The sequence below is a fragment of the Streptomyces sp. NK08204 genome, from assembly GCF_020400585.1.
Lineage (GTDB): Bacteria > Actinomycetota > Actinomycetes > Streptomycetales > Streptomycetaceae > Streptomyces.
Genome location: NZ_JAINVF010000005.1, coordinates 42,365 through 67,845, shown reverse-complemented (window position 1 = coordinate 67,845; position 25,481 = coordinate 42,365). Strand labels below are relative to the sequence as shown.

Sequence of the window (25,481 nt, the reverse complement as noted above, 5' to 3'; positions counted from 1 at the left end):
AATGGTCTTGATGGAATCTGGGCAGGCGGCTCCGCACCCGGTCCGCGGGGTCTGCCGGGGATGCCGGCCGACGGGTTCGCGGGCACGTTCAGCGGCGGGGCCGGCGCAGGGCCAGGCGGGCCGGGAGGGCGGTGGCCGTCAGGGTGAGGGCGGCTGTCGGGGCGAGTACGCCGAGGTAGGTGAGCGGGGGGATGTACGGGGTGGGGGCGCCGGTCATGCCGGTGGCGAAGGCGGTCAGGGTGAGCAGGGCGATGCCGGTCCCGAGGACCGTCGCGAGGGCCATGGCGACGAGTGCCTCCAGGCGCAGGACGCGCAGCACCTGGCGTCGCGTGGTGCCCACCAGCCGCAGCAGGGTCAGTTCCCGGGAGCGGTCCGAGGTCGACATGCCCAGGGTGTTGATCACGGCGATCGCGGTGAAGGCGACGATCAGGCCCATGGCCACGTAGTTGACCTCGGCGTCGGACGGGGCGGCGCTGACGGCCCGGGCCCGCTCGGTGATGCCGGCCGAGGGGACGGTCGACAGCAGAGCGGTCAGGCGGGCGCGGCCGAGGTGCGGAGCCGAGACGTAGAGGGTGCCCATGGGGTCGTCCACGTGGGGAGCGATCAGGTCGTGGGAGAAGGTGAGGTCGCCGTATCCCAGGCCCCGGCTGTACAGCGCGACGACCTCGAGGGTGGCCGGGGTGCCGTCGCCCAGGGTGAGGTGGACGGTGTCGCCCACGGACACGCCGAGCCGGCCGGCCGCCTTCTCGCTGATCGCCAGGGACTCCGTACCGAGGTCGTCCAGGGTGCCGGCGACCACGCCGAGGTCGGTCGTGCGCGTGAGGCCCTCGGTCGTCACCGCCTGGGCGCCGTACTTGGTCAGGCCGACCCGTACGGACGTGTGCAGGACCTCGGTGACGGCCTCGACGCCCGGCTGGTGGCGCAGGGAGCGGGCGGTGGCGGAGGGGATCCGGGGGCCGAGGACGTAGTCGGCCCGGGTGCCCGCGGCCAGCTCGCGCTGGGCGGCGTGGCCGAGCGTGGTCTGGGTGAACAGGATCGTGCACGTCATCGAGATGAGCAGACACAGGGGCGTGACGACGGAGGCCAGGCGCCGGGAGCCGGTCCGCAGGTTCGCCGCCGCGAGGTACCCGCCGACCCGGAAGACGCGCAGCGGAAGGGGGAGCAGGGCGGCCGCCGCGCGGGCCAGGAGCGGGCCGAGGAGGGAGACGGCGACGGTCCACATCAGGGCGGTGAGCAGGGTCACCGGGCTGCTGGCCGCCTCGGTGGACAGGGTCGACAGGACCAGGGTGAGCACGACGGCCGCGGCGGTGGCCAGCAGGCCCGCCACCAGGCGGGGCCAGGGCAGCCGCGCCGTCGGCAGCGCGGCCTCGCCGAGCGCCTCGACCGGGCGTACCCGGGCCGCCCGGCGGGCCGAGAGGCGGGCCGCCGCCCATGCGGCCAGCACCGTGGCGAGCAGCGCGGCGAAGGCGGGGAAGGGGCTGACCACCAGCCGCAGTCGATCGGGTACGGCGCCCAGGGCCACGAACCGGGACCGCAGCCAGAAACCCAGTGCGATGCCCGCGGCGGAGCCGGTCAGGCCCGCGGCGACGGCGGTCACCAGCGCCTCGCCGCCGAGCAGCCGGCGCAGCTGCTTCGGGGTGGCCGCGACGGCGCGCAGCAGGGCGATCTCCCGCTGCCGCTGCTGGATGGAGAGCGCGAAGGTGCCGGACACGACGAGGACCGCGACCAGGAGGGACGTGCCGCCGAGCGCCCCGCCGAGGCTGACGAGTTTCACCCGCGCCTGCCGCACGTCGAGGAACTCCACGCCACCGCGGCCGTCGCCGGTGTACTCCCGTGCCCGGGTGCCGCGCAGGGCCGCGGTCAGGTCGGGGTGGCGGCCCGGCTCCGGGTAGACGCCGATGGCGCTGACCCGGCCGGGGCGACCCGCGAGCCGCCGTGCCTCGGCCGGGGCGAAGAACAGCGTGTCCTGGCCCGCCAGGGCCTGCCGCGTCACACCCGACACCCGGTACGTGGCGGGGCCCGCCGGCGTGAGGAGTGCCAGCCGGGTGCCCACGGCGGCGCCCGAGCGGGCGTCGACGACCACCTCGTCGGCGGCGTCCGGGGCCCGGCCGGCTGCCAGGGCGAAGGGCGTGAGCGACGCCGAGTCCCAGCCGTGGCCCTGCGCCTGGCCGCTGCCGGTGCCGACGGGGAAGGTCACTTCGGTGACCACCTTGCGTACGCCGGGAGTCCTGTGCAGCGTCCGGGCGAGCGACGCCGGGATCCAGGCGCGCTCCGCGAGCGGTTTGGCCTTGTGCTTCGTCTTGCCACCGGACTTGTGGACGGTCCGGTGCACGGACTGGTCACCGGCGACGAGAACCGGGGCGCCCGCGTAGCGTTCCGGTGCGACCCGGCCGCGCAGCCCGGTCTCCAGCAGCATCCCGCAGGCGGTGACCAGCGCCGCGGCGCACACCAGGGTGACGAACGCGCCCGCGAAGGCGGCCTTGCGGTGGCGCAGTGTCTTCAGTGCGAGGGACAGCAGGGCCATCACTTCCACGCTCCCAGCCGGGTCATCCGTTCGGCGATCCTGTCGGCGGCGGGCGCGTGCATCGTGTCCACGATGCGCCCGTCGGCGAGGAACAGGACGGTGTCCGCGTACGAGGCCGCCACCGGGTCGTGCGTCACCATGACCACCGTCTGCCCCATGTCGTCGACGGTCTCCCGGAGCAGGGTCAGCACGTCGCGGGCCGTCATCGTGTCCAGCGCCCCGGTCGGCTCGTCCCCGAAGATCACCTCCGGGCGGGTGGCCAGTGCCCGGGCGAGTGCGACGCGCTGCTGCTGCCCCCCGGAGAGCTGGGCCGGACGGTGATGCGTACGGCCTTCCAGGCCCACCCGTCGCACGACCTCGCCCAGCCACCCCTTGTCCGCGCGGACACCGGCCAGCCGCAGCGGCAGGGAGATGTTCTCCAGCGCCGTCAGGGCGGGAAGGAGATTGAACGCCTGGAAGACGAAGCCGACCCGCTGACGGCGCAGGCGGGTCAGCTTCGTCTCGTTCATCGCGGACAGGTCCGTCTCGCCCAGCCGGACGGTGCCCGACGTAGGCGTGTCGAGGCCGGCGGCACAGTGCAGAAACGTGCTCTTGCCCGAGCCGGAGGGACCCATCACCGCGGTGAAGCTGCCCCGCGGAATGCTCACCGAGACCTCACGGAGCGCGGCGACCGCGCCCCGCCCCTTGCCGTAGACCTTGCTGACCGCGTCCAGACGCACTGTGGCTGACATGGGTTCAAGCCTGCTGTCGTGAGGCGACGCGGCCCACGGACGGCATCATGTCCGAAGCATGACCTCGTCACGAGACGGACGACAGGGACACGCCGTGCCGCTCAACTGGTATATGTGGCCTGGTGATACGGGTGCTTCTTGCGGAGGATCAGCACGTCATCAGGGGGGCGCTGGCGGCGCTGCTCGGCCTTGAGGAGGACATCGAGGTCGTCGCCACCGTCGACTCGGGCGCCGCGGCCGTGGACGCGGCCCGCGTCTACGAACCGGACGTCGCCGTGCTCGACATCGACATGCCGGGAACCATGGACGGGCTTCAGGCGGCAGCCGTCCTGCGCGAGAAACTGCCGGGTTGCCGGGTGCTGATGCTCACCGCCTACGGCAAGCCCGGACATCTGCGGCGGGCGCTCGGTGCGGGAGTCGCCGGTTTCGTGCTGAAGACCGCGCCACCGGAGCAACTGGTCGCTGCCGTCCGGAAGGTGGTGGCGGGCGAGCGGGTGCTGGACCCCTCGCTCGCGGTCACCGCCTGGGACCTGGCCGACAACCCGCTCACCCCCCGGGAGGCCGAGGTGCTCCGGCTGGTGGCGTCGGGCGCGGACGCCGCCGAGATCGCGCAGCAGGTCCACCTCACGGCCGGGACGGTCCGCAACTATCTGACGGCCGTCGTCACGAAGCTGAACGCCCGCAATCGCACGGACGCCGTCCGCATTGCGACGGAGGCGGGGTGGATCTGACGGGCTGATCCGGTCCCGGCGCACCGGACCGCCGCGCGGCCCGGCGGGTCCCGCGGGGTTCGCACCGCTGGTGCGGGACCCACGCGGTCAGCTCGAACCAGCCGTCGCCGCTCGCCTCCACCGCCAGGTGCCCGTCCACGGCCGCGAGCCGGGCCGTCAGGTTGCCCATGCCCGACGATCCCCGCCGTCCGCGCAGGCCGCGTGCCCCGTCGTTGCGCACCCGCAGCCGCGTCCCGCCGTCCTCCGCCACCGTCGATATCGCGCAGGACCGTGCGTCGCTGTGCCGCAGCACGTTGGTGACCGCCTCCCGCAGGACCGCGCTCAGCGTGGTCTCCGCTCCGGCCGGTGCTTGGTCGTGGGCGAGCGACACCCGGGCATCGATGCCCGTGGCGGCCAGCACCGCCTGTACGGACGCGGCCTCGGCGGTCAGCGACATCCGGCCCACGCCGCCGACGGCGGCCCGCAGGTCGGCCTCGCCGCGTTCGGCCATGGTCAGTACGTTCTCCAGCTCCGCAGGCACCCGCTCGGCCGGCAGCCTGCGTGCCAGCTCGCAGGTGAGCAGCATGCCGGCCAGGCTGTGCCCGAGCAGGTCGTGCAGGTCGCGGGCCGCGCGCAGACGTTCCTCGACGACCGCCGAACGGGCCAGCCGCCGCTGTGCCTCCTGTAGTTCGTCCACGATCTGGGCGAGCCGCAGCAGTCCGTACACGACGAGCCCGGTGACCACGGTGCTGACGGTGTAGTTGACCGTCATCGCGAGCGGCAGCCGCAGCCGTGTCCCGGTCAGGGCGACGCTCGCGGTGACACAGCCCACCAGCGGCCAGGCCACGCCGCGACGGAACGCGAGCAGCAACGGTCCCGCGAGGAAGCCGGCGACCCCCAGCCAGGCGCGTCCGAACACGAGCAGCGGCAGATAGGTGAGCAGCGCCATCATCGCCAGCGCCACCATGTGCCGCCCGCGTACCGAGCGGACCTGCAGCACCACCACCGATGCGAGGCAGGCGGCGGCCGGCAGGACGCCGCCTGCGGGGACGAGCAGCAGCGTCTTGAGCGAGAAGCCGGCCAGCACGGTGACGAGCAGTACGACGGCGAGCAGGTGGGAATGCCGGTCGCCGGCCGGTTCCCCGGGCCGGCCCAGACCGGGGAGCACCGCCTCCGTGACATGACGCCCTTCGGGAGTCAGTCCCGTCGTCAGGGTGCCGCCCGCCTCGGCGATCCGGCCGGGCAGGTCACCGAGGCTCTCGTCGTCCGCCGTCCGCGCACCGTCGCTGACGACGCGCAGCCGTACGCGTCCCCGCTCGGCGCCCGTCTCGATCAGGGCGCTGGTGGCCGTGGACCGCCGGACGACGTCGGTCACGGCTTCGCGCAGCACGTCCGCGAGCAGCGCGCCCGCGGCACCCAGTGGTTCGGTGTGCCCGATCCGCACCTCGACGGGCACCCCGGCGGCGGTCAGCAGCGCCCGTGCCGTGGTCACCTCGGGTGCCAGCGACATGGCGCGGTACGACGCGGCGGCACCCCGGGCGTCGGCCAGGCAGGCGCGGGCCGCGCGGGTGACCTCGGCGAGCAGCCCCTCAGCGCGTTCCGGCTCTGCCAGGGCGGCCCGGACGCCGGTGGTGATCTCGGCGAGCCCGCGCCCGAGGCCGTCGTTCAGCTCACCGGCGATCCGCAGCCGCTCCTCGGCGACGGCGGCCGCGGTCAGGCCCAGCCTGGCGGCGTCGAGTTCGCCGGCCCGTTCGGTGAGCCGGGTGAGGCCGTAGATCACCAGGCTCATCAGCACCATGCTGATGACCGAGTCCACCGGTCCGGTCAGTGCCGCACCCACCGCGACCGGTACGGCCAGCGGCCACGCCGGGGTCAGCAGCAGCGAACCGCCGAGAAACCCCAGGATGCCGACGGACGCGCCGGTGATGTACACCGCCGAGCAGCAGACGGCTGCCTGGGCGGCGAGCAGCCACAGCCGGCCGCTCGTCCGGCGACGGAAGGCAGGCAGGACGTAGCACAGTTGGAGGGCGAACACGACCGGCGCGAGTACGGATCCGCCGACGAGATACACGGTCGCGAAGGCTGCCAGGACCACTCCCGTGACACCGCGCGCCGCACCGGACACCAGACCTCCCCCGCCAGCAGTGCCCCGACACCTGAGATCTTAAAGAGCCCTCGACGCTCAGCCGGCCTGCCGGGCCTTCTTGAAACGGGTGGCACCCGCCGCCAGGTCCACGATCGGGGCGGGATAGTCCAGGCCGGCCCGGGTGGCGTCGTCGAGGTGCGGGACGGCGTGGATCGTCCGGGCGTCGAGTGCGCGCAGTTCGGGGACCCAGCGGCGTACGTAGTCGCCGTGGGGGTCGAAACGGCGTGCCTGGACGCAGGGGTTGAGGATCCGGTTCGGGCGGGTGTCCGTGCCGGTACCGGCGACCCACTGCCAGTTGAGCTGGTTGTTCGCGATGTCGCCGTCGACGAGGAGGTCCAGGAAGTGGCGGGCGCCCACCCGCCAGTCCACGTACAGGGTCTTGACGAGGAAGCTCGCCGCCAGCAGCCGTGCCCGGCCCGGCATCCAGCCCTCGTGGCGCAGCTGCCGCAGGGCCGCGTCGACGACGGGGTAGCCCGTGCGGCCCTCCTTCCACGCGTCGATCTCTTTCGCGGGGCGGCGCCAGCGGTCGTGGCGGGGGCGGTAGTCGTGGTCGGCCGCGTCGGGGCGGGCCGCCAGCACCTGGTGGTGGAAGTCCCGCCAGGCGAGCTGGCGGACGAACGCATGCGCCCCGGTGCTGTCCTGTGCGCGGGCCCTGTGCAGCAGTTCGGCCGGGGAGAGGCAGCCGAAGTGCAGGTAGGGGGAGAGCCGGGACGTCGCGTCGGCGGCCAGGTCGTCGTGCAGGTCCTCGTACGCGGCCAGCGGGCCGGACAGCCATGACCGCAGTCTGCGGCGGGCTTCGGATTCCCCGCCGGCGGGCAGGGCCGGCGAGGCCGGGCCCGGTGCGAGGGCTCGCGCAGCCGGCAGGCGGGCCGAGGGTACGTCCGGCACCGGCACCGTCCGGGGAGCCGGCAGGACGGCGCGTACCGGGTACCGCTCCCACTGGCGGAAGTACGGTGTGAAGACCGCGAAGTGGTCACTGCCCCGGCCCGCGGGCGTCAGCGCCCCCGGCGGCACCGCGGTCAGTGAGGCGTCGTGGAGGTGCAGGTCGCGCCGGTCACCGGCCAGTTCCGCGCGCAGCCGGTCCTCGCGCCGTGCCGCGTAACGGCTCACCCCGCCGGCGATGTGCACCGTCGCGGCACCGGTCTCCGCCGCCACCCGGCAGGTCTCCTCGACCACGTCACCGACGCGGACCACCAGTCGTCCGCCCCGGGCGCGCAGGGCCGCGTCGAGGTCGGCCAGGCTGTCGGCGAGGAACGCCGCGCGGTTGGGTGCGACGAAGCCCGCGCGGCGGATGCCCGTGTCGACGACGAAGAGCGGCACCACGTGTTCCGCTTCCTTCAGGGCGGCCTGGAGGGCCGGGTTGTCGTGCACCCGAAGGTCCGCGGTGAACAGGGCGACCGAGACGCGCACGGTTCCTGGAACCTCCTGTCCCTACCGGTGCTCGGGGTTCTCGTAGTCGCGGCGGCAGCCGGCGTCCCACGCGGTGCGCTGGTTGCCGTAGGCCGGGATGCCGCCGAGGTCCTTCAGCGCCCGGGCCAGGTGCAGCAGGTTCCAGGTCATGAAGGTGGTGTTGCGGTTGGTGAAGTCGTTCTCCGGGCCGCCCGAGCCGGGATCGAGGTACGAGGGGCCGGGGCCCGCCTCGCCGATCCATCCGGCGTCCGCCTGCGGGGGGATGGTGTACCCCAGGTGCTGGAGGCTGTAGAGGACGTTCATGGCGCAGTGCTTGACGCCGTCCTCGTTGCCGGTGATCAGGCAGCCGCCGACGCGGCCGTAATAGGCGTACTGCCCGGCGTCGTTGAGGAGGCTGGAGCAGGCGTAGAGGCGTTCGATCACCTGCTTCGTCACGGAGCTGTTGTCGCCCAGCCAGATGGGGCCGGCCAGGACGAGGATGTCGGCCGCCATCACCTGCCGGTACAGGTCCGGCCAGGCGTCCGACTCCCAGCCGTGCTCCGTCATGTCGGGCCACACCCCGGTGGCGATGTCGTGGTCCACCGCCCGTACGACGTCCACCCGTACGCCCTGTGCGTTCATGATGGCCGTGCTGCGGTCGATCAGTCCCTGGGTGTTGCTCGTCTCCGGCGAGCGCTTGAGGGTGCAGTTGATCACCAGCGCGCGCAGGTCGTCGTAGCGGGCCGGTGGTGCGTCGGTGGCGGGTGACGAAGCGGTCACACGGTCCTCCCAGAGCCTGGCCGCCGCATGGTGTGCGGCGGCGCGTCCCTGTTCAGCGTGCGGCCCGGCTGCGGCAGGCGCCATCACGACGCGCCCGAACGGACGCGCCGTCACGCGTCCAGCGGGCCCGGCAGCCGGCCGCCCGCCGAGTCCGCGACGCGCGGTTCGTCACCGGCCGGTCGTCAGCGTGTCACGTGTGCGCCCTGGCCGGCCTGTACGAGGCCAGCGCCCAGATGACGAACACGTCGATGGCCATTCTGATCAGGGACCACAGGGGTGCGTACGGCAGGAACAGGAACTGGACCACCAGGCTCAGGGAGGCCAGCGCGATGCCGACCGCACGGGCCCATGCGGCGCCGGAGAGGATGCCCCAGCCCACGGCGGCGGCGATGACCCCGAGCACCAGCAGGATCCAGCCCCAGCCGGTCAGATTGATCTTGTAGACGTAGTCGCCGATGCGGGCGTAGACGTCGTCCTTGGATATCGCCGCGATGCCCTGCAGGACGGCCAGGATGCCGTTGACGAGCATCAGGACCCCGGCGAAGGTCGCTCCGCCGGTGGCCCAGGGGCTGGTGTCGCCGTAGCCGGCGGACGGTGCGTCCGAGTGGGACGGACGGGGTTGAGCGGTCATGGGCTGCTCCCTTGTCTGCCTGGCCTTGCGGCCGCTGATCCGTCACTTCGAACGGTCGGCCGTGCGCCGCCTGAGGACCAGGCAGACTGCGCCGTTCGAGTGACAGGCGCGTGGTCACCGGCGCAAGCGCCCTCGGGGGACCGGCCGCCGCCCGGGCCCGCCGGAACGCGTCGGAGCCGTCACGGCACCACGACGGGAGCGCCCGGCTGTCGCGGGATCACCCTGGTGTCCCCGGCCACCGTCGGCCGGGGACCGCTCCGGTCAGCGGCACCTGTGGCCGTGGCACTTGGGGCGGGTGGTCGGCGTGCCCGGCCCGGGGGCGGTGGGGGTCGTCCCCTTGTGGCTGTGGCCGCCCGGCTTGCCGGCGGACGCGGAGGGTGCGGGAGCGCCGGGCTCGTCGGTGCCGTGGCGAAGGGGGGCGGGGACGGGGAAGGAGGCGGCGGGGAGGCCGGCGAGGGCGTCGCTCATGTACCGCGTCCAGATCTCGGTGGGGATGTCACCGCCGAACACCTTCTGCAGGCCGCCCACGCCCACCAGGGACTGCAGCTCCGGATGGTTCGGGTCCTCCCGGAAGAGCACGACGGAGGTGGCGAGCTGGGGGGTGTAGCCGATGAACCAGGCCGACCGGTAGTCGTCGGTGGTGCCGGTCTTGCCCGCCGCGGGCCGGCCGAGAGCCCGGGCCTTGGTACCGGTGCCCCGGGCGATGACGCCCCGCAGAACGTCGGTCACGTTGTCGGCGACGGCCGCCGGCAGGGCCCGTACCGGGGCGGGGGCGGTGAAGCCGGGCAGCGCGGAGCCGTTGTGCGTCACCTTGGTCACCGAGTACGGGGTGGCGCGCATGCCGGAGGCGGCGAGGGTCGCGTACGCGCCCGCCATCCGTACGGCGCTCGGTGTCGAGGTGCCGATGTAGAACCCGGCGCTGGGGGCGGCGAGGCTGGCCGGGCGCAGGCCGAGGGCGCCTGCCGTGCTCGCCACGTCGCCGTAGCCGACGTCCTCGCCCAGTTGGACGTACGGCGTGTTGACCGACATCTCCATCGCCTTGCGCAGCGTGATGTACCCCCAGTGGTCGGGGGTGTCGTTGTGCTGGTGGAGGAGGCCGGTGGGGTCCTTGTCGTCCGTGACGTAGTGGCCCTGCTGGTCCTTGATCCTGATGCCGTCGTCGCCGTCGAACTTGCTGGCCGGGGTGATCGGCTCGGGGGGCCGGCCGGGTCGCAGTACGGCACCGTGCCGGAGCGCGGCGGCGAGGACGACGGGCTTGAAGGTGGAGCCCATCGGGACGCCGGAGGTGTCGGCGTTGTCGGAGTAGTGGCCGTGGTCGAATCCGGCGCCGCCGTAGACGGCGAGGATCCTGCCGGTCGCGGGGTCCACCGAGGCGGCTCCCACCTGGACGTCCCGGTCGACCGGCCGGTGCCCGGGGTCGAGGCGTTCCGTGCGCACCTCGGCGACCGCTCTGGCCAGGTCCGCCGTCTTCTTCCGGTCGAAGGTGGTGTGGATCTGGTAGCCGCCCCGGCTCAGGCTGCGGTCCGTGATGGTCCGGTCGTGGGCCTCGGCGTACGACCGGGCGAGCTGGACGAGGTAGCCGGTCTGGCCGGTGAGCCCGGCGCCGGGCGTCCACTTCCTGGGTGCCGGGAATCCGACGGCGGCGTACCGCGCCCGCTGCTGCGGCGTCAGTCGGCCGGTGCTGACCATCCGGTCGAGCACCCAGGACCAGCGTGCCTGAGCCTGCTTGCGGGCCGCGGGGTCGGAGTCCGCGCGCTGGAAGAGGCTCGGCTCGTTGACCGCCGCGGCGAGGAACGCTCCCTGGCTCGCGTCGAGCTTCTCCACGGGGAGGTTGTAGTACGCACGGGCGGCGGCCTGGATCCCGTTGGCCTGGCGTCCGAAGAAGCAGGTGTTCAGATAGCCCTGGAGGATCTGCTGCTTGGTCATGCTCGCACCGATCTTCGACGAGATCAGCAGTTCCTTGAACTTGCGGGAGAGCGTCTGCGACTGGTCCAGGTAGGTGTTCTTCACGAACTGCTGGGTGATCGTCGATCCGGACTGCACGGAGCCGCCCTCGGCCATGTGGACGACAGCGCGGAGGATGCCCTTCGGGTCGATGCCGGGGTCGGTGTAGAAGGAGGCGTTCTCCGCGGCGATGAAGTCCCACTGCACGTCCGCCGGCACCTGCGAGAGGGTGACGTTCTGGCGGTTGACGCTGCCGTCGGTCGCCAGCACCGTGCCGTCGGACCAGTAGTAGACGTTGTTCTGCAGCAGTGTCGTGGGGTTGGGGTCGGGGATGGTGACCGTGGCGTACGCATAGCCGACGGCCGCCGCCGTGCCGCCGAGGAAGAACAGGAAGAGCCCCAGCAGCTGGCGCACCGACGGCAGCCAGCGGCGCGGGCCCGTCCTGCCCCGTCGTGGGTAGTCGATCCAGCGCCGCCGCTGCGGCGCCCTCCTGCGGCCGCGGTGCGGCATGTCCTGCCGGGGCGTCCGGTCACGCCGTTCCGTCCGGTGGCCGGCTGCCGCGCGGTCGCGTCCGGCATGCGTGCCGCCCGTGGAGCGCTGTGGCGGTCGGCGCCGGTGTCCGCTCATGGGTGCTGCTCACTGTCCTCTCAGTACGACTGCGGTGTCTCGTACGGTCCGGGCTGCCGGTGACCGGGGTGGGGAGCGACCGGTGGACGACCGTCGTACGTCCCCGGCTGCTGGAGGGCGTCGTAGGTCCCCGGTTGCTGGAGTGTGCCGTACGGTGCCGGCTGCTGGAGTGTGCCGTACGTCCCCGGCTGCTGGAGGGCGTCGTAGGTCCCCGGCTGCTGGAGGGCGTCGTACGTCCCCGGCTGCTGGAAGGCGTCGTACGGTGCCGGCTCCGCAACGGCGTCGGGCGGGGCCTGCCGGCCGGTCCCGGCGTCCGTCGGCGCCCGCAGGCTGCCGTACCGCTCCATGCGCTGCCAGCGCAGCCGTGAGCCCGAGACCGCCGTGAAGACGGACTGGATCACCACCAGGTACATCAGCTGGCGGTAGACGAACTGCTGCAGCGGCAGGCTCCACAGCGGGCCCGGACTCTCCCCGTCCAGGCGGAAGGCGTACAGGCCCATCAGCAGCTGCACCAGCAGGAAGGCGAACCACAGGCCGATGATCCGGAGCGGGTCGAGGAAGACCAGGCCGTACAGGGCGAAGACGTCCACGACGGGGGCGAGCAGGGGCAGCAGTACCTGGAAGAGGAGCAGGTAGACCAGGCCCCGGCGGCCGAGTTTTCCGGCCGCACCGCGCTGCACCAGCGCGCCGCGGTGCTTCCACATCGCCTGCAGCGTGCCGTAGCACCAGCGGTACCGCTGCCGCCACAGGGCGTTCAGGGACGCGGGCGCCTCGGTCCAGGCCACCGCGCCCTCCTCGTACACCACCCGCCAGCCGTCGCGGCACAGCGCCATGGTGAGGTCGGTGTCCTCGGCGAGGGTGGCGTCGTTGACGCCGCCGAGGTCGAGCAGCGCCTGACGGCGGAAGGCGCCGACCGCTCCGGGCACGGTCGGCATGCACTCGGCGAGGTCGAACAGACGGCGGTCGAGGTTGAAGCCGACCACGTACTCGATGTGCTGCCAGCGGCCCAGCAGCCCACCGCGGTTGACGACCTTTGCGTTGCCCGAGACGGCACCCACGCGGGGGTCGGCGAAGGGCTGCACGATCGTGCGGACGGTCTCGGGTTCGAAGACCGTGTCGCCGTCGACCATGACCACCAGGTCGCACGTGGCGGCGGTGAGCCCGGTGTTGAGCGCGGCGGGCTTGCCCGCGTTCTCCTGCCGGATCACCCGCACCCCCGGCAGCCGGAGCGCTTCGACCAGGTCGGCGGTGCCGTCGGTGGAACCGTCGTCCACCACGATGATCTCCACCGGGTGGTCCGAGGCGAGCAGGGAGCGCACGGCCGCCTCGATCCCGGCGCTCTCGTTGTACGCGGGGACGATGACGCTGACCGGTTCGGTCACCGCGGCCCCCCAGCGCCTGCCCCGGCGACCCTTCCGCAGCCGCCGGTGCCGGCGGGCCGCGACCAGCACGACCACCGCGCGCAGCACACTGACCGCTCCGGCCGCGTACATCAGCACGCCCAGCAGCCACACGGTCCAGTCGCCGGCCTGCAACACCTTGATCAGGGCCAGTCCCTGGAGGTGGTCGCCGAACCCGGCGTGCCGGACGGGCGCGGCCATGCCGACCGCGTCGCCGACCGTCGCGAACCGGAAGCCCTGCGCCTTGAGGCGGGGGATCAGGGCGCTGAGCGCGGCGACGGTCTGGGACCGGTCACCGCCGCCGTCGTGCATCACCACGATCTGCCCGGCGCTGCCGTGCGGTGTCGCACGGGCGAGGATGCGGTCCGTGCCGGGACGCCGCCAGTCCTCGGCGTCCCGGGTGGCGAGCACCGTGACATAGCCCGCGGTGCCGGCCTGCTTCAGGACGGCCCAGTCGGCGTCGTCCAGCATGTCGTTCCTGACGGTGAACGGCGGCCTCAGCAGTGCGGTGGTGACCCCGGCCGCGCCGGCCACCGCCAGCTGCGTCTCGCGCAGCTCCAGGGAGCGCTGCCACGGGGCGAGGCGGGACAGGTCGGGGTGGGTGAAGGTGTGGATGCCGATCTGGTGGCCGTCCGCGACGATCCGGCGGACCAGTTCCGGGTGGGCCACGACCTCGGTTCCGACGACGAAGAAGGTCGCGTGCACATGGTTGCGGCGCAGCACGTCGAGGACGCGGGGCGTCCAGCGGGGGTCGGGGCCGTCGTCGAAAGTGAGCGCGACGGTGCGGGCCTTCACCCGGGCGGTGTGCGCGGAGCCGGCGGCGTTCGCGATCACGGGGCCGCCGTGGGTCACCTGTGCGGGCACCGCCCCGCTGCGGCCACGGGCACCGGCCACGTCGTCCGACGTGACCCCGAACATGTGGTGGGTGTACCCCTGCAGCAGCAGGGCCGTCGACAGGGTCACCACGAACACGCTCAGCAGCAGCCAGTGGGTGCGGGGTGTGACCTGGCCGGTACGGCCGCGGCGGCGGGAAGGGGCGTTGTGGCGGGAGGGGGCGTTGCGGCGGCGGCGGTCGGACACGTCAGGGCCTTGCGATCACTTCACGGGCTTGTGGGACGAGCCGACGGCGCGCCCCTTGAGCGTGGGGTCATAGGTGGAGGCGGGGGCCGGGGACGTGGTCCTGGTGGCCGTCGTGGTCGTTCCGGAGGCGGCCGCGGGGGCGGACGAGGCTCCCGGGCCGCCGGTCGGGCCGGAGGTGTTCTGTGCCGTGGGAAGGGAGCTCTCGTGCGTCGCCGAACCCGCGCCCTCGGCGGAGTGGTGGCCGGTGCGGGAGGGCGAGTCGGGGGCGGACACGCGGGGCGTGGCCCGGTGGGCGCTGTCCGGCTGCGGGACGAACGGGGAACTGACGCTGGGGCCGCCCAGCAGGGTGCTGATCAGCAGGGCGACGTAACCGCCGGCGGGGATCACCAGCAGCCGGGCGGCGCGCAGCACACGGCGCTGGCGTCGCCCTGAGGAGTCCACGAAGACCGGCCGTACCGGCTCCTTCTCCGGCAGGTCCGGTTCCGGTACGGGACGAGGGGCTGTGTCCGGCTCCGGCGGCGGCGCGGTGAGGACGTCACCGTGGGGGGCGTCCCACGCCGTCGCGGTGAGGTGGTCCGGCTCGGCCACCGGGTAGGTCCACTGCTCGAGCTGCGCCGGGTCCCAGGACAGCGTGGCCGTGTCGGTGACGGCGGTGTCGCCCTGGTGGCCGTAGGCATACGCGTACCCGTAGCCGCCGTACGGATCCTCGCCGTACGGCGTGCCGTTCCCGTCCGTCCATTGCACGAGTCGTGCCCCCTGTCCCGGCCGACCGACATGGTCGTCCGAATGGAAAGAGCGCAACGGGCCGAAAGTGTTACAGCTCCCGGCCGCATGAGTGCGGGCATGCGTAGGCGGCCGGAGCCCCGTGCAGTGGTCGGGGATCCGGCCGCCCCGTCCCTCTGCGTGCCGCTCACGGGGGGAGACACGAACGGCACGAAGAGAGGTCATTCCTCCAGCGCACGGCTCGGGCGAAACGTCACCCGGGTGAAGGACGGCCGGTGCGTTGTGACACTTCAGTGGCGTCAGACGCTGGTCTCCATGGGCCGTCGACGCGACTGGAGCGCGGGGGACGGCACGCACTCACTGTGAACCGGTGTGAACGAGGACAATCTTGGGCCAGGTACGGCAACCCCGGCGCGTACATGCGTACGACGGGGAACTGGGCGCGGCGGTCGCGCGGGCCCAGGACGGTGACGAGACCGCCTTCGCGGTCGCCTACCGGATCGTGCAGCCGGGCCTGCTCGGCTATCTGCACGGCCTCGTCGGTGACGACGCGGAGGACGTGGCGTCCGACGCCTGGCTGGAGATAGCCCGCGACCTCGGACGCTTCAAGGGCGACGGGGCCGGCTTCCGCGGCTGGACCGCGACCATCGCCCGGCACCGGGCGCTGGACCACCTGCGCCGCCAGCGCGTACGGCCCCGGGCGGCGGGGACCGAGCAGGACGTGCTGGACCTGCCCGCCCCGCACAGCACCTATGACCAGGCCATGGAGTCACTCTCCACCGAGCGGGCCCTGGAACTGGTGCAGGGGCTGCCGCGGGACCAGGCCGAGGCGGTGCTCCTGCGGGTGGTCGTCGGCCTGGATGGTCCCGCCGCCGCACGCGTCCTCGGCAAGCGCCCGGGAGCGGTGCGCACCGCCGCGCACCGGGGTCTGAAACGCCTCGCGAGGCAGCTCGGCCTCGGCGCCGGGGCGGGGGAGGGTGTGACGGATGGGACTTCCCGCACGCTGGGGGAGTCGACATGAACGACGACGGCGGCAGTGGCCGACGAACAGGCACCGGGACGGTGCACCGAGCGAATCGAAGCAGTCGGAACAGGAACGGAAGCGGACATGGGTGAACGGCTGAGCGGCGACGGATTTCCGGGCCGTCGGCGTGTGCACCCCGGCGGCGCCGTGTCCGGCCCCGCGGATGTGGCGGACGCCGCCGCACTGGAAACGGTGCTGGCCGCCGCCATACGTGTCGGCGATCTCGACCCCCAGGCCGAGCAGCGGGCCGTGGCCGCCTTCCGGGCCGCCCGGGCCGCGGGTCCGCACCGGGCCAGGACCCGGCGCCGGGACGACTGGCGGCCACCGGCACAGCGGCGTGCCCGGCACACGGTGCGGACCACGTTCGGGGTGGTGTTCGCCACCCTCACCCTGGGCGGTGTCGCGGTCGCGGCCATCGGTTCCGCCGGTTCCTCCGCGGACGGTGGCGACGCCGGCCGGGCCACCGGGCATCCGTCGGCACTCGCTCCGGACCGGCCGGGCGGTGTGGCCTCCCCGGCGACCTCCGGCGGTCCCCGGCCGACGGACGGCCCGGCGCCCGCCCAGGACACCGAGGCGCACTGCCGCGCCTACGAACAGGTCGAGGGCCGTGGCAGGGCGCTCGACGCGGCGGTGTGGCAGCAGCTCGTCGCCGCCGCCGGCGGCAGGGCCAAGGTCGCCGCGTACTGCTCCGAGCAGCTGACCCGGGCGACGGCCACACCGGGCAGGCCGGAGTCCGGTACGGGCAGACCCTCGGACGGTGCCACGCCCCCGGTCGACGTCACGCCGGCCGGCACCGGCGCCGCGGGCAGCACGGCGGGGAACGCAGGCGACGGCGCCGCCAACGGCACGCCCGCCGGCACCCCCGGCGCCACTGCCGACGCGGGCGGGAGCGGCCAGGCGAGCGGCGGTCAGGGCAGCGGGAGACACAGGTAGCCGACGGGAAAAGGGCCGGGGCCGTAGAACCCGGGCCCTCTCGCGGCGAGGTCCGGCTCGACGCGCTCGACGCAGGAGCGGTCACAGCGTCCCGCGCATCACCTCGACGAGCCGGTCCCGCTGCTCGTTGTACGCGACGCGTGCCTGATCCACCGCTTGCGTGTCCTCGGCCGGGCCCTGGCCGACGGCACGGCGGTAGTCCCGCAGGCGGTCCACGAGACGGTTCGCCTCCCTCATGACGGCCGGTGCCGCGACGAGGGAGAGTTCCAGGCGCCGTGACAGCACCGCGCTGTCACGGATGACGGTCTGCGCGCGGCTCGTCGCCGACGCGTCGGTGTCGTGACCGTGGGCGATGTTGAAAAGTATCTCGCTCGCCTCCGCGGTGGCGGCCAGAAAGGACGTGTACACCGCTCTTCGGTCGTCCCTCCTGCGCTGCTCGCTCTCCCGCCGCCACCGCGCCTGGTCCAGCACGAACGTCGCTCCCAGGCCGACCAGCGCGCCCAGCGCCGTACTTGCGAGACTGATCCATTCCATCCCCGTACGCTGCTCCGCCGGGGGGCCTGCCAACCGTCCGACAGCACGGCCTGCTTCCTCTCGTGTGCACCCGCGAGTCGGCCGTGCCCCGACCTGGCCCTGTTCAGAGGGAGACGGTCGTTGCCGGCCCCTGGCAGGGCAGGTCGAGGGTGACGGTCGCCCCGTGCGGGGTGTTCGTGGCGTGCGCCGTGCCGTCGTGGGCCGTGGCCACCGCGTGCACGAAGGCGAGGCCGAGCCCGGAGCCCTCGCCGGTGCGGCTGGTCTCGGCGCGGGCGAAGCGGTCGAAGGCGCGGGGCAGGAAGTCCGGCGGGAAGCCCGGGCCCTCGTCCGTGACCGACAGCGTCAGGCGTCCCTCCCGGACGACGGCGGTGAGGCGGACCGCTCCCCTGCCATGGCGCAGGGCGTTGTCCACAAGGTTGCCGATGGCGGGCCGCAGCCACCGGGCGTCGACGTCCACGGTCGTGCGGGCCGCGTCCACGCTCAGCGTGCGTCCGGCCTGCTCGGCGGTGCGCAGCCGCGGGGCCACGGCGTCGGCGACCAGATCGGCGAGCGGCACGGGCGCCCGGGTCACGTGGCCGGTGCCGCCGAGTTCCTCCAGATCCAGCAGCGCGTCGGAGAGGTCGATCAGGCGCTGCACCTCGGCGTCCACCGAGCGCAGGGTCTCGGTCAGTTCCTCGGCGCCGCGCGGACGGTGCAGGGCGACGTCGAGTTCGGCGCGCAGGAGGGACAGCGGGGTGCGCAGCTCGTGGCTGGCGTCCGCGATGAACCGGCGCTCGCGGGCGGCGGCGGCCTCCAGCCTGCCGAGCATGCGGTTCAGGGTGTGCCCGAGGCGGGTGATCTCGTCGTCGCGGTCGGCGGGCACGTCCAGCCGCAGCTTCTGGGCGCCGTCGGCCAGCGTGGCCGCCCCGACTCGGTACCGCTCGACCGGGCGCAGGGCCGCGCGGGCGGTGCGGTAGCCGACGTAGGAGGCGGCGACCAGGGTCAGGCCCGAGGCGAGGGCCAGCTGGGCGAGGAGTTCGCGCAGTGCCTCGTCACGATGACCGCGTCGTACGGCCACGACGACGACGCGCGGCTGCCCGGCGGTGGTGACCCGCTCGGCCTGCAGCCGCAGGGTGTCCGGGGTGATGGGCAGCAGGGCGCCTATGTCCCGCCGTACGGTCGCGCCGTCGGCGACGGCGGCGATCTCCGCCGGGGCGAGCAGCGCCTCGTGGCCGACGGCCGCACTGGACGTCAGCATCCGGCCCCGCGTGTCGAGCACCTGGTGGAGACTGCCGTCGGGGCCGGGCGGCAGCGCGGTGCCCGCGCGGACGGCATGGTCGAGACTGCGCTGGTACGTCGCCAGGTCACCGTCGAGCTGCCCGTCCAGCGCGGCCTGCACCCGCCAGTACACCAGCCCCGCCGCACCCGCCAGCACCAGCGACATCGTCACGGCGACGGCCAGCACCAGCCGGGTCACCACGGGCAGCCGCCCGAACCAGGCGGGCACCCGGCGGGGCAGGATCACGGGGTCGTCTCCAGGCGGTAGCCGCGGCCCCGCAGGGTCGTGATCGTCGTACGGCCGAACGCCCGGTCCGCTTTGGCGCGCACCTTGGACACGTGCACGTCGATGGCGTTGCTGCGCAGGTCGGCCTCGCCGTCCCACACCTCGTCCAGCAACTGGAGCCGGGACACCACACGGCCCGCGTTCTCCATCAGCACGCGCAGTACGGCGAACTCGCGTCGCGACAGCTCCAGTTCCGTGCCCGCCCGCCAGGCGCGCTGCTGCTCGGGGTCCAGGACCAGATCGCCGACCCGCAGCCGGCCGGCGGGGTCGGGGCGGCGCCGGGAGATCGCCCGCAGCCGGGCCAGCAGCTCCTCCATGGCGAACGGCTTCACGACGTAGTCGTCGGCCCCGGCGTCCAGCCCGGCGACACGTTCGCTGATCGCACCACGGGCGGTCAGCAGGATCACGGGCACGTCGATGCCCTCACCGCGCAGCGTCCGGCACACCTCGACCCCGTCCAGGCCCGGCAGCATCACGTCCAGGAGTACGGCGTCCAGGCGCGGGTCACGGGCGGCGGCGAGCCCGGAGGGCCCGTCGTAGCGGCCCTCGGCGGTGTGACCGGACTCGGTGAGGTAGCGGACCACCAGATCGGTCAGGCGGGTCTCGTCGTCGACGACCAGGCAGTGCATACCGGAGAGGTTAATGCGGGGCCGTGCACATCCCCGGTCGCCCGAAAGGCTTCATGGTCTGTTCATGTGACATCCCTACCTTCCTTGGTGTCGCGGTGCTCCGCGGACCGCGACCGGTCCGCCGTCGAGATGCCGTGACGGAAGGGACAGCCATGCACACAGCGGTATCGGTGCTCGCCGTCAAGGGCATCACCGCCCACATCGGCCCCACGGACCTCACCACGCGCGGCGCCCTCGATGTCGTCGCCCTGCTCGTCCTGGTCGGCGGGCTCCACCGGCGCCGTCCCAGCGCCCCGGCGATGCCGCTGGTGCTGACCGCACTGAACATCGGACTGTTCGCCGCCATGAGCACGATCAGTGCGGGCAAGTTCCCGGCCGGCGTCGGCTTCGGCCTGTTCGGCATCCTTTCGCTGGTCCGGCTGCGCAGTGCCGCTTTCACGCTGCGCGACGTCGCCTACGCCTTCGTCGCGCTGGTCGTCGCCCTGTGCAACGGGCTGCCGCAGCGCGACAGCTGGCTCGTCATCGCCCTGGACCTCGTCGTGCTGGTGGCGGTGCTGCTGGTGGACGACCCCCGCTCGTACCCGCCGCCGACCCGGACCGTGAAGCTCACCCTGGACCGGGTCTACCCGGACCCCTCGGTGATCGCCCAGGACGTGGCCCTGCGCTTCGGCCAGGCCCCGCTCTCGGTCGCGGTGGAAGAGGTCGACTACGTCCGCGAGACCACCAAGGTCTCCGCCCGCTACCCGGCCGGCGCCTCCGCCGAGCCGATGACCACCGCGGAACCGGGGCCGGCGGACCCGGAGACCCGCGAGCAGGTGACCGTGTCATGACGCCGGTGCCGTCCCTCCCGGCGGTCCCGGCGACCCGCCCCGGGGCCACCGTCGCGACGCCCGCCCCGGACGGAGCGACCTCCTCCGCGTCCGGCCTCGCCACCTCGCTCGGCCTGTCCGCGCTGCGCGGCGCCACGCTCGCCGAGGTCGACGACGCCGCCGCCCTCCAGCACCGCACCGACCGCAAGTACCTGCTGCCCCTCGACCGTGCCCGCGCCTTCGTGGCCGCTCTCGCCGACAGCCACCGGGTCCTCGACCTGGTGGGACGCCGTACGACGAGCTACCTCAGCACGTACTTCGACACCCCGGAGCTGGCGGCTTGGCGCGCCCACGTCCAGGGGCGGCGCCGCCGCTGGAAGGTCCGCACCCGCCTGTACGCGGAGGACGGGCTGTGCCGGGTGGAGGTGAAGACGAAGGACGGCCGCGGCGCCACCGTCAAACACGCCCTCAAGGCCCCCGCTCACACATACGGCCGGCTCGACGACCGGGCGGGCGAGTTCGTCGACGGCGTCCTGCGCGCCTGCGGCGTCCCGGTCACCGCCGCCGCCCTGACCGCCGCCGCCGAGATCCGCTACGTCCGCGTGGCCCTCGCCGACCTCGACCACGGCACCCGCGTCACCCTCGACGGCCACCTCACCTGCCACCGGGCCGGCCGCACCGCCGCCCTCGACCCCGGTCACGTCCTCGTGGAGACCAAGGGCGGCGCCCGCCCCGCCCCCGCCGACCGGCTGCTGCTGGGCCTGGGCGGCCGGCCCGTCTCCCTGAGCAAGTACATCCTCGGCCAGTCGCTGCTCACCCCCGGCCTGCCCGACAACGACGTACGCCGCCTGGCCCGCAGGCACTTCACCGCCGAGGCGTAGCCGTACCGCACCTCGACGTCCCGCATCCCGAAAGGACTCCCGCCGCATGAACGCCCTGCGCACCGTCAGATGGCCGTACGCCGTGATCGCGGTGCTCGCCGTCACGGCCGCCGCCTTCGGTCTGCTGCGACCGCAGACGGAACCGGCCGCCGTCGCGAGCGCGGCGAAGAAGAAGCCCGGGGCGACGGAGCGGATCCAGCAGAACCCGCCGCCGGGGCTGTTCACCGACGCCGAGATCGCGCCGATCGGCCGACAGGCCGCCGCTCAGCGCAAGAAGGCCGACGCCCTCTTCGCCCGGTGGACGTCCGTGCACGGCACCGCCCGCGACGACAAGGCGTTCGCCGCCTGGGCCGCCCGGCGGCTCCCCGCGCCGCCCACGGCGAAGGAGCGCGCCGCCGAACTCCACCAGGTCCAGCAGCTGGCCAAGTCCCGTACCGCCGCGGGGAAGAAGGCCGCCACCTGGCTGGAGCTGTACGGGAAGAAGGACATCTGGAAGCTGTACCTCCACGACCAGCGCGAACTGGTCCCCGCCCAGCAGGGCGCGGCCGAGAAGGCCCAGCTGAAGTCGGCCCTGAAGCTGGCCAAGACGATCAGCGACCAGCTGGCCGCCAAGGACAAGCAGCCCGCGCCCTTCGTGCTCGACCCGGGCCTGCGCCCCGAGAAGCACATCAAGCCCGGTGCCAAGGGCCCGTACTCCTACCCCTCCCGGCACGCCGCCCGCGCCGCCGCGGCCGTCACCTTCCTCAGCGCGCTCGCCCCGGAGCGGACCGCCGAGTACACACGGATGCAGGACGAGATCCTCTACTCGCGCCTCTACATGGCCGGGCACGTCACCTCCGACCTCACCTCCGGCAGCCTCCTCGGCTACCTGATCGGCGACTACGAACTCGCGGTGAACGGCCACAGCCGGGCGCACTGAGCTACCGCTTCGGCACGGCAGTGCCGAGAACGGCGAACTCCCGCATCCCCTCCTCGAAGGTCACCTCCGGCCGCCAGCCCAGCTCCGCCCGCAGCCGGGCGGAGTCGGCGGTCACGTGCCGCACGTCGCCCAGCCGGTACTCGCCGGTGACGACCGGGTCGGGGCCGCCGTGGGCGGCGGACAGGGCGCGGGCCAGGTCGCCGACCGTGTGCGGCTGTCCGCTGCCGGTGTTGTACGCCGTGAGCGTGCCCGGGCGCGGCCCGGCCTCCAGGGCTCGTACGTTCGCCACGGCCACGTCCCGTACGTGCACGAAATCGCGGCGCTGACGGCCGTCCTCGAACACGCGCGGCGGCGTGCCGTGTTCGAGGGCCGAGCGGAACAAGGAGGCGACTCCGGCGTAGGGGGTGTCGCGGGGCATCCGGGGGCCGTACACGTTGTGGTAGCGCAGGGAGACCGCCGTACCGGCCGTCGACCGGGCCCAGGCGGCGGCCAGGTGCTCCTGGGCGAGCTTGGTGGCGGCGTACACGTTGCGCGGGTCGGGCGGGGCGTCCTCGCCGACCAGGCCGGGCGCCAACTCGGCCCCGCACAGCGGGCAGCCCGGCTCGAACCGGCCCGCCGCCAGGTCGGCCGCGGCGCGCGGGCCGGGCCGTACGACACCGTGCGCGGGGCACTCGTACCGCCCCTCCCCATACACCACCATCGACCCGGCCAGCACGAGCCGCGGTACGTCCGCCCGGGCCATCGCGGCGAGCAGGACGGCGGTGCCCAGGTCATTGCGGGAGACGTACTCGGGCGCGTCGGCGACGCCGTCGCCGAGGCCCACCATGGCCGCCTGGTGGCAGACCGCGTCGACGCCGTCCAGCGCGCGGGCCACGGCCGCCGGGTCGCGCACGTCGGAGGCGGGATCGTCCCGGACGTCGTAGACCACCGGTTCGTGCCCGCGGGCGCGCAGCGCGTCGACGACATGGGACCCGATGAACCCGGCACCGCCGGTGACCAGCACTCGCATGGGGCCACGCTAGGCCGGGAGCGGGCCGGGGCGGGGGTGCGACGGGCGGTGCGTCACGGCTCCGTAAGGACCGTGGGGTCCACGTGCGCGTTCACGTGTGCGTTCACTTCGTCCGCCGACCCGGGTGAAACGCCTTGGGCGGCCGGGCGGGGTACCGGATTCCGGGACCGGCGGGCGGCATAGTGGCGGGCGACGTGGCATCGGGTCGCCCAGAGTCCACCGGATCAGCCGGAGATCACCCGGATCAGCCGGAGACCCAGTCCGATCAGCAGGAGGAAACGCATGCTCGGCACCGAATTCCGTCCCGGTTCGCCCGTCTGGATCGACCTGGGCAGCCCGGACCCGGAGGAGGCCGCCGCCTTCTACGGCGCCGTCTTCGGGTGGCGGTTCGTCTCCGCCGGTCCCGAGGCGGGCGGTTACGGGTTCTTCCAGAAGGACGGGAAGACCGTCGCCGCCCTCGGCCGGCTGACCGAGCGGGGGGCGCGTCCGGCCTGGATGACGTACTTCCGCAGTGACGACGCCGACGCCACCGCGCGGGACGTGGTCGCGGGCGGTGGCACGGTGCGCGTCGAGCCGATGAGCATGGGCGAGGGCAAGCTGGCCCAGTTCACCGACCCGCAGGGCGCCCGGTTCGCGGTGTCGCAGTCCCTGACGGGTCTGGAGAAGGCCTCCGAGGACGACGCGCTGGTGTGGGTGGAGCTGCACACCGCCGACCCGGAGGCGGCGATCCGCTTCTACGCCGGGCTGTTCGGCTGGCGCTCCGCGCAGATGTCGACGCCCGGCATGACGTACCAGGTGCTCAGCATCGGGGAAGGCGACCAGCAGAAGGGTTCCTTCGGTGGCGTGGCCCCGCTCCGGGAAGGGCAGGAGGAGGAGGCGCGCTGGGTGCCGTACTTCGCGGTGGCCGACGTGGACACCGTCGTCGCGGCGGCACGGGACCACGGCGGATCGGTGGTCATTCCGGCCGCGGACGTGCCCGACGTCGGGCGCATCGCCTGGCTGGCCGACCCGGCACAGGCCGTGTTCGCCGTGCTGAAGCCCAACCCGCGCCAGGGCTGACGGCGCCGGACCGGGGCCGCGCTCACTTCCAGGCGCCGACGTTCAGCAGCAGCTCATGGAGGTCGTGCGCGGCTTCCGCCGTGGCCACGGTCGCCACCGCGCAGATCGCCACGGTCACGGCCGTCAGCGCGGGGCGCCGGCCGAGCGGCGGGGCGAGCAGGGCCGCGACCCGGCGCGGGACCGGCCCGGCGGTGGCGAGGGCGTTGCGTCGGCCCGGCCTGGTGAGCAGGCCCCGGCTGCGGGGGCCGCCGCCCCGGATGCCGAGCGCGGCGGCGGCGCGGGCGAGGGCGGGCGTGCGGTGCGCGGCGAGCGCGGCCTTGCCGACCGTGCGGGCGACCCGGGCGCGGTCGCCGGTGGCGGTGGCGGCCCGCTCGTCGGCCCAGCGCTCGATCGTGTAGGTCACGGCGGTGGCGAGCGGGCGCAGCAGCGGGTTGGCGGCGGCGCCGAGCTGGGCGAGCGCGACGAACGCGTAGTGGTGGGCTGTCAGATGGGCGCGCTCGTGGGCGAGCAGGATGTCGTGCTCGCTCTCGTCCAGCGTGTGCAGCATGCCGGTGGAGACGACGACCCGGCCGGGTAGACCGGGCAGCGCGTAGGCGTCGGGGGCGTCGTCCTCGATGACGACCAGGCCGTCGCGGGCGGGCATGCAGGCGGCGTCCAGCGCGGCGGTGGCCAGTGTGCGGGCGCGACGCCACAGCAGCCGGGCGGCGGTGACGACGGCGCCGCCGAGCAGCAGCCCGGCAAGCACGGACACGGAGAGCTGGGCGGGGGCGTCCCGCTGCGCGGAAGTGGCCGACCACTGCCCGAGGGCGGCGAGTTGGGGGATGCGGATCAGACCGGTGACGGCCAGCAGGCCGAGGGAGATCGTGCTCGCGGTGCCCAGCACCAGGGACGAGGCGGTGAGCAGCCAGGTCGCCAGGCGCGGGTCGCAGCGCTCGGAGAGCGGGCGGGCGCCGAACGGGGCGAGGAGCGAGAGCAGCAGCGGCACGTAGACGGCGATGCGCATCGCGCGGCCCCCGCTACCGGCCGGTGCCGGGTTCGGGGCCGAGCAGCTGGCGCAGCACGTCGGCGTCGGCGTCGGACAGGGTGTCGGCGAAGCGGGCCAGTACGGCCTCGCGGTCGGGGCGTTCGTCCAGGACGGTGCGCATGCGGCGGGCGGCGAAGCCGGCGTCGTCGGTGACGGGCGTGTAGGCGTACGCCCGGCCGCGAGGGGCGCGGTCGAGCAGGCCCTTGGTGTGCATGCGGGTCAGGATCGTGACCACGCTGCTGTACGTCAGCTCGCCGCCGAGGCGTTCGGCCACCTCGCCCGGGGTCAGCGCGTCCTCGGCCTGTTGCAGCAGGCCGAGGATCTCGGTCTCGCGGGCGCCGTTCGGCCGCTTCGAGGCCTGCCCTTGTGTGCCGGCTCCCATGGCGTTTGTCGTACTCCCGCTCTGTCTTCTACAGTCGTGTAGAACTTTTA

The 25,481-nt window shown here is 73.8% G+C and carries 22 protein-coding genes; 7 read left to right on the top strand and 15 right to left on the bottom strand.

The window, feature by feature from the left end:
* Positions 1-88: 88 nt before the first annotated feature.
* The gene (locus K7G59_RS09965) at positions 89-2,524 is read right to left on the bottom strand and encodes an FtsX-like permease family protein (RefSeq protein WP_225832428.1); all 2,436 of its coding nucleotides are present in this window, start codon (positions 2,522-2,524) and stop codon (positions 89-91) included.
* Positions 2,524-3,255 carry an ABC transporter ATP-binding protein gene (locus K7G59_RS09960; protein WP_225832426.1) on the bottom strand — a complete coding sequence of 244 codons (732 nt, stop codon included), beginning with the start codon at positions 3,253-3,255 and terminating at the stop codon, positions 2,524-2,526. The genes K7G59_RS09965 and K7G59_RS09960 overlap by 1 nt, the downstream gene beginning before the upstream one ends.
* A gap of 122 nt (positions 3,256-3,377) precedes the next feature.
* Between K7G59_RS09960 and K7G59_RS09955 the strand changes: the two genes are divergently transcribed.
* Positions 3,378-3,986, top strand: a complete 609-nt coding sequence (locus tag K7G59_RS09955; protein WP_225832422.1) for a DNA-binding response regulator — start codon at positions 3,378-3,380, stop codon at positions 3,984-3,986.
* Here K7G59_RS09955 and K7G59_RS09950 read toward each other — a convergent pair.
* The 7 genes from K7G59_RS09950 to K7G59_RS09920 all read right to left on the bottom strand — a co-directional run bounded on the left by K7G59_RS09950 (position 3,919) and on the right by K7G59_RS09920 (position 14,706).
* A complete protein-coding gene (locus K7G59_RS09950; RefSeq protein ID WP_225832420.1) occupies positions 3,919-6,090 on the bottom strand; it encodes a histidine kinase in 2,172 nt (723 codons plus the stop codon). The genes K7G59_RS09955 and K7G59_RS09950 overlap by 68 nt on opposite strands.
* Before the next feature lie 57 nt (positions 6,091-6,147).
* Positions 6,148-7,521 carry a deoxyribodipyrimidine photo-lyase gene (locus K7G59_RS09945; protein ID WP_225832417.1) on the bottom strand — a complete coding sequence of 458 codons (1,374 nt, stop codon included), beginning with the start codon at positions 7,519-7,521 and terminating at the stop codon, positions 6,148-6,150.
* 21 nt (positions 7,522-7,542) lie between these two features.
* A complete protein-coding gene (locus K7G59_RS09940) occupies positions 7,543-8,280 on the bottom strand; it encodes a flavodoxin family protein (RefSeq protein ID WP_225832414.1) in 738 nt (245 codons plus the stop codon).
* Between the two features lie 190 nt (positions 8,281-8,470).
* The gene (locus K7G59_RS09935; RefSeq protein ID WP_225832412.1) at positions 8,471-8,911 is read right to left on the bottom strand and encodes a hypothetical protein; all 441 of its coding nucleotides are present in this window, start codon (positions 8,909-8,911) and stop codon (positions 8,471-8,473) included.
* A gap of 261 nt (positions 8,912-9,172) precedes the next feature.
* Complete coding sequence (locus K7G59_RS09930) at positions 9,173-11,482, bottom strand: transglycosylase domain-containing protein (RefSeq protein WP_225832410.1); 2,310 nt, start codon at positions 11,480-11,482, stop codon at positions 9,173-9,175.
* A 20-nt stretch (positions 11,483-11,502) separates the two neighbouring features.
* Positions 11,503-13,962, bottom strand: a complete 2,460-nt coding sequence (locus tag K7G59_RS09925; protein WP_225832408.1) for a bifunctional polysaccharide deacetylase/glycosyltransferase family 2 protein — start codon at positions 13,960-13,962, stop codon at positions 11,503-11,505.
* 15 nt (positions 13,963-13,977) lie between these two features.
* Positions 13,978-14,706 (bottom strand): hypothetical protein, encoded by a 729-nt coding sequence (locus K7G59_RS09920; protein WP_225832406.1) that lies wholly within the window; start codon positions 14,704-14,706, stop codon positions 13,978-13,980.
* Positions 14,707-15,073: 367 nt separating this feature from the next.
* Here K7G59_RS09920 and K7G59_RS09915 point away from each other — a divergent pair, with 367 nt between their 5' ends.
* Both K7G59_RS09915 and K7G59_RS09910 read left to right on the top strand, forming a co-directional pair.
* Positions 15,074-15,706, top strand: a complete 633-nt coding sequence (locus K7G59_RS09915) for an RNA polymerase sigma factor (RefSeq protein WP_225832404.1) — start codon at positions 15,074-15,076, stop codon at positions 15,704-15,706.
* An 87-nt stretch (positions 15,707-15,793) separates the two neighbouring features.
* A complete protein-coding gene (locus K7G59_RS09910) occupies positions 15,794-16,642 on the top strand; it encodes a hypothetical protein (RefSeq protein ID WP_225832402.1) in 849 nt (282 codons plus the stop codon).
* Between the two features lie 81 nt (positions 16,643-16,723).
* Here the strand turns inward: K7G59_RS09910 and K7G59_RS09905 are convergent, their stop codons facing one another.
* From K7G59_RS09905 to K7G59_RS09895, 3 genes are all read right to left on the bottom strand, one after another.
* Complete coding sequence (locus K7G59_RS09905; RefSeq protein WP_225832400.1) at positions 16,724-17,176, bottom strand: hypothetical protein; 453 nt, start codon at positions 17,174-17,176, stop codon at positions 16,724-16,726.
* Between the two features lie 103 nt (positions 17,177-17,279).
* Positions 17,280-18,680 (bottom strand): HAMP domain-containing sensor histidine kinase, encoded by a 1,401-nt coding sequence (locus K7G59_RS09900; RefSeq protein WP_225832397.1) that lies wholly within the window; start codon positions 18,678-18,680, stop codon positions 17,280-17,282.
* Positions 18,677-19,348 (bottom strand): response regulator transcription factor, encoded by a 672-nt coding sequence (locus K7G59_RS09895; RefSeq protein WP_225832394.1) that lies wholly within the window; start codon positions 19,346-19,348, stop codon positions 18,677-18,679. The genes K7G59_RS09900 and K7G59_RS09895 overlap by 4 nt, the downstream gene beginning before the upstream one ends.
* Positions 19,349-19,500: 152 nt before the next feature.
* On the opposite strand from K7G59_RS09895, the gene K7G59_RS09890 reads away from it, so the two are divergent.
* From K7G59_RS09890 to K7G59_RS09880, 3 genes are read left to right on the top strand one after another with little or no spacing between them, the layout of a single operon-like run.
* On the top strand, positions 19,501-20,178 hold the full coding sequence (locus K7G59_RS09890) for a DUF4956 domain-containing protein (RefSeq protein ID WP_225832392.1): 678 nt from the start codon (positions 19,501-19,503) through the stop codon (positions 20,176-20,178).
* Positions 20,175-21,038 (top strand): polyphosphate polymerase domain-containing protein, encoded by an 864-nt coding sequence (locus K7G59_RS09885; RefSeq protein ID WP_225832390.1) that lies wholly within the window; start codon positions 20,175-20,177, stop codon positions 21,036-21,038. The genes K7G59_RS09890 and K7G59_RS09885 overlap by 4 nt, the downstream gene beginning before the upstream one ends.
* Positions 21,039-21,084: 46 nt before the next feature.
* Positions 21,085-21,957, top strand: a complete 873-nt coding sequence (locus K7G59_RS09880) for a phosphatase PAP2 family protein (protein WP_225832388.1) — start codon at positions 21,085-21,087, stop codon at positions 21,955-21,957.
* 1 nt (position 21,958) lies between these two features.
* Here K7G59_RS09880 and K7G59_RS09875 read toward each other — a convergent pair whose 3' ends face one another.
* Positions 21,959-22,966 (bottom strand): NAD(P)-dependent oxidoreductase, encoded by a 1,008-nt coding sequence (locus K7G59_RS09875; RefSeq protein ID WP_225832386.1) that lies wholly within the window; start codon positions 22,964-22,966, stop codon positions 21,959-21,961.
* Positions 22,967-23,248: 282 nt separating this feature from the next.
* Here K7G59_RS09875 and K7G59_RS09870 point away from each other — a divergent pair, with 282 nt between their 5' ends.
* Complete coding sequence (locus K7G59_RS09870; protein WP_225832384.1) at positions 23,249-24,025, top strand: VOC family protein; 777 nt, start codon at positions 23,249-23,251, stop codon at positions 24,023-24,025.
* Positions 24,026-24,047: 22 nt separating this feature from the next.
* Here K7G59_RS09870 and K7G59_RS09865 read toward each other — a convergent pair whose 3' ends face one another.
* Together K7G59_RS09865 and K7G59_RS09860 are read right to left on the bottom strand one after the other, a co-directional pair.
* Positions 24,048-25,028, bottom strand: a complete 981-nt coding sequence (locus tag K7G59_RS09865) for a M56 family metallopeptidase (RefSeq protein ID WP_225832383.1) — start codon at positions 25,026-25,028, stop codon at positions 24,048-24,050.
* Positions 25,029-25,041: 13 nt separating this feature from the next.
* The gene (locus tag K7G59_RS09860) at positions 25,042-25,431 is read right to left on the bottom strand and encodes a BlaI/MecI/CopY family transcriptional regulator (RefSeq protein WP_225832381.1); all 390 of its coding nucleotides are present in this window, start codon (positions 25,429-25,431) and stop codon (positions 25,042-25,044) included.
* Between the last annotated feature and the right edge of the window lie 50 nt (positions 25,432-25,481).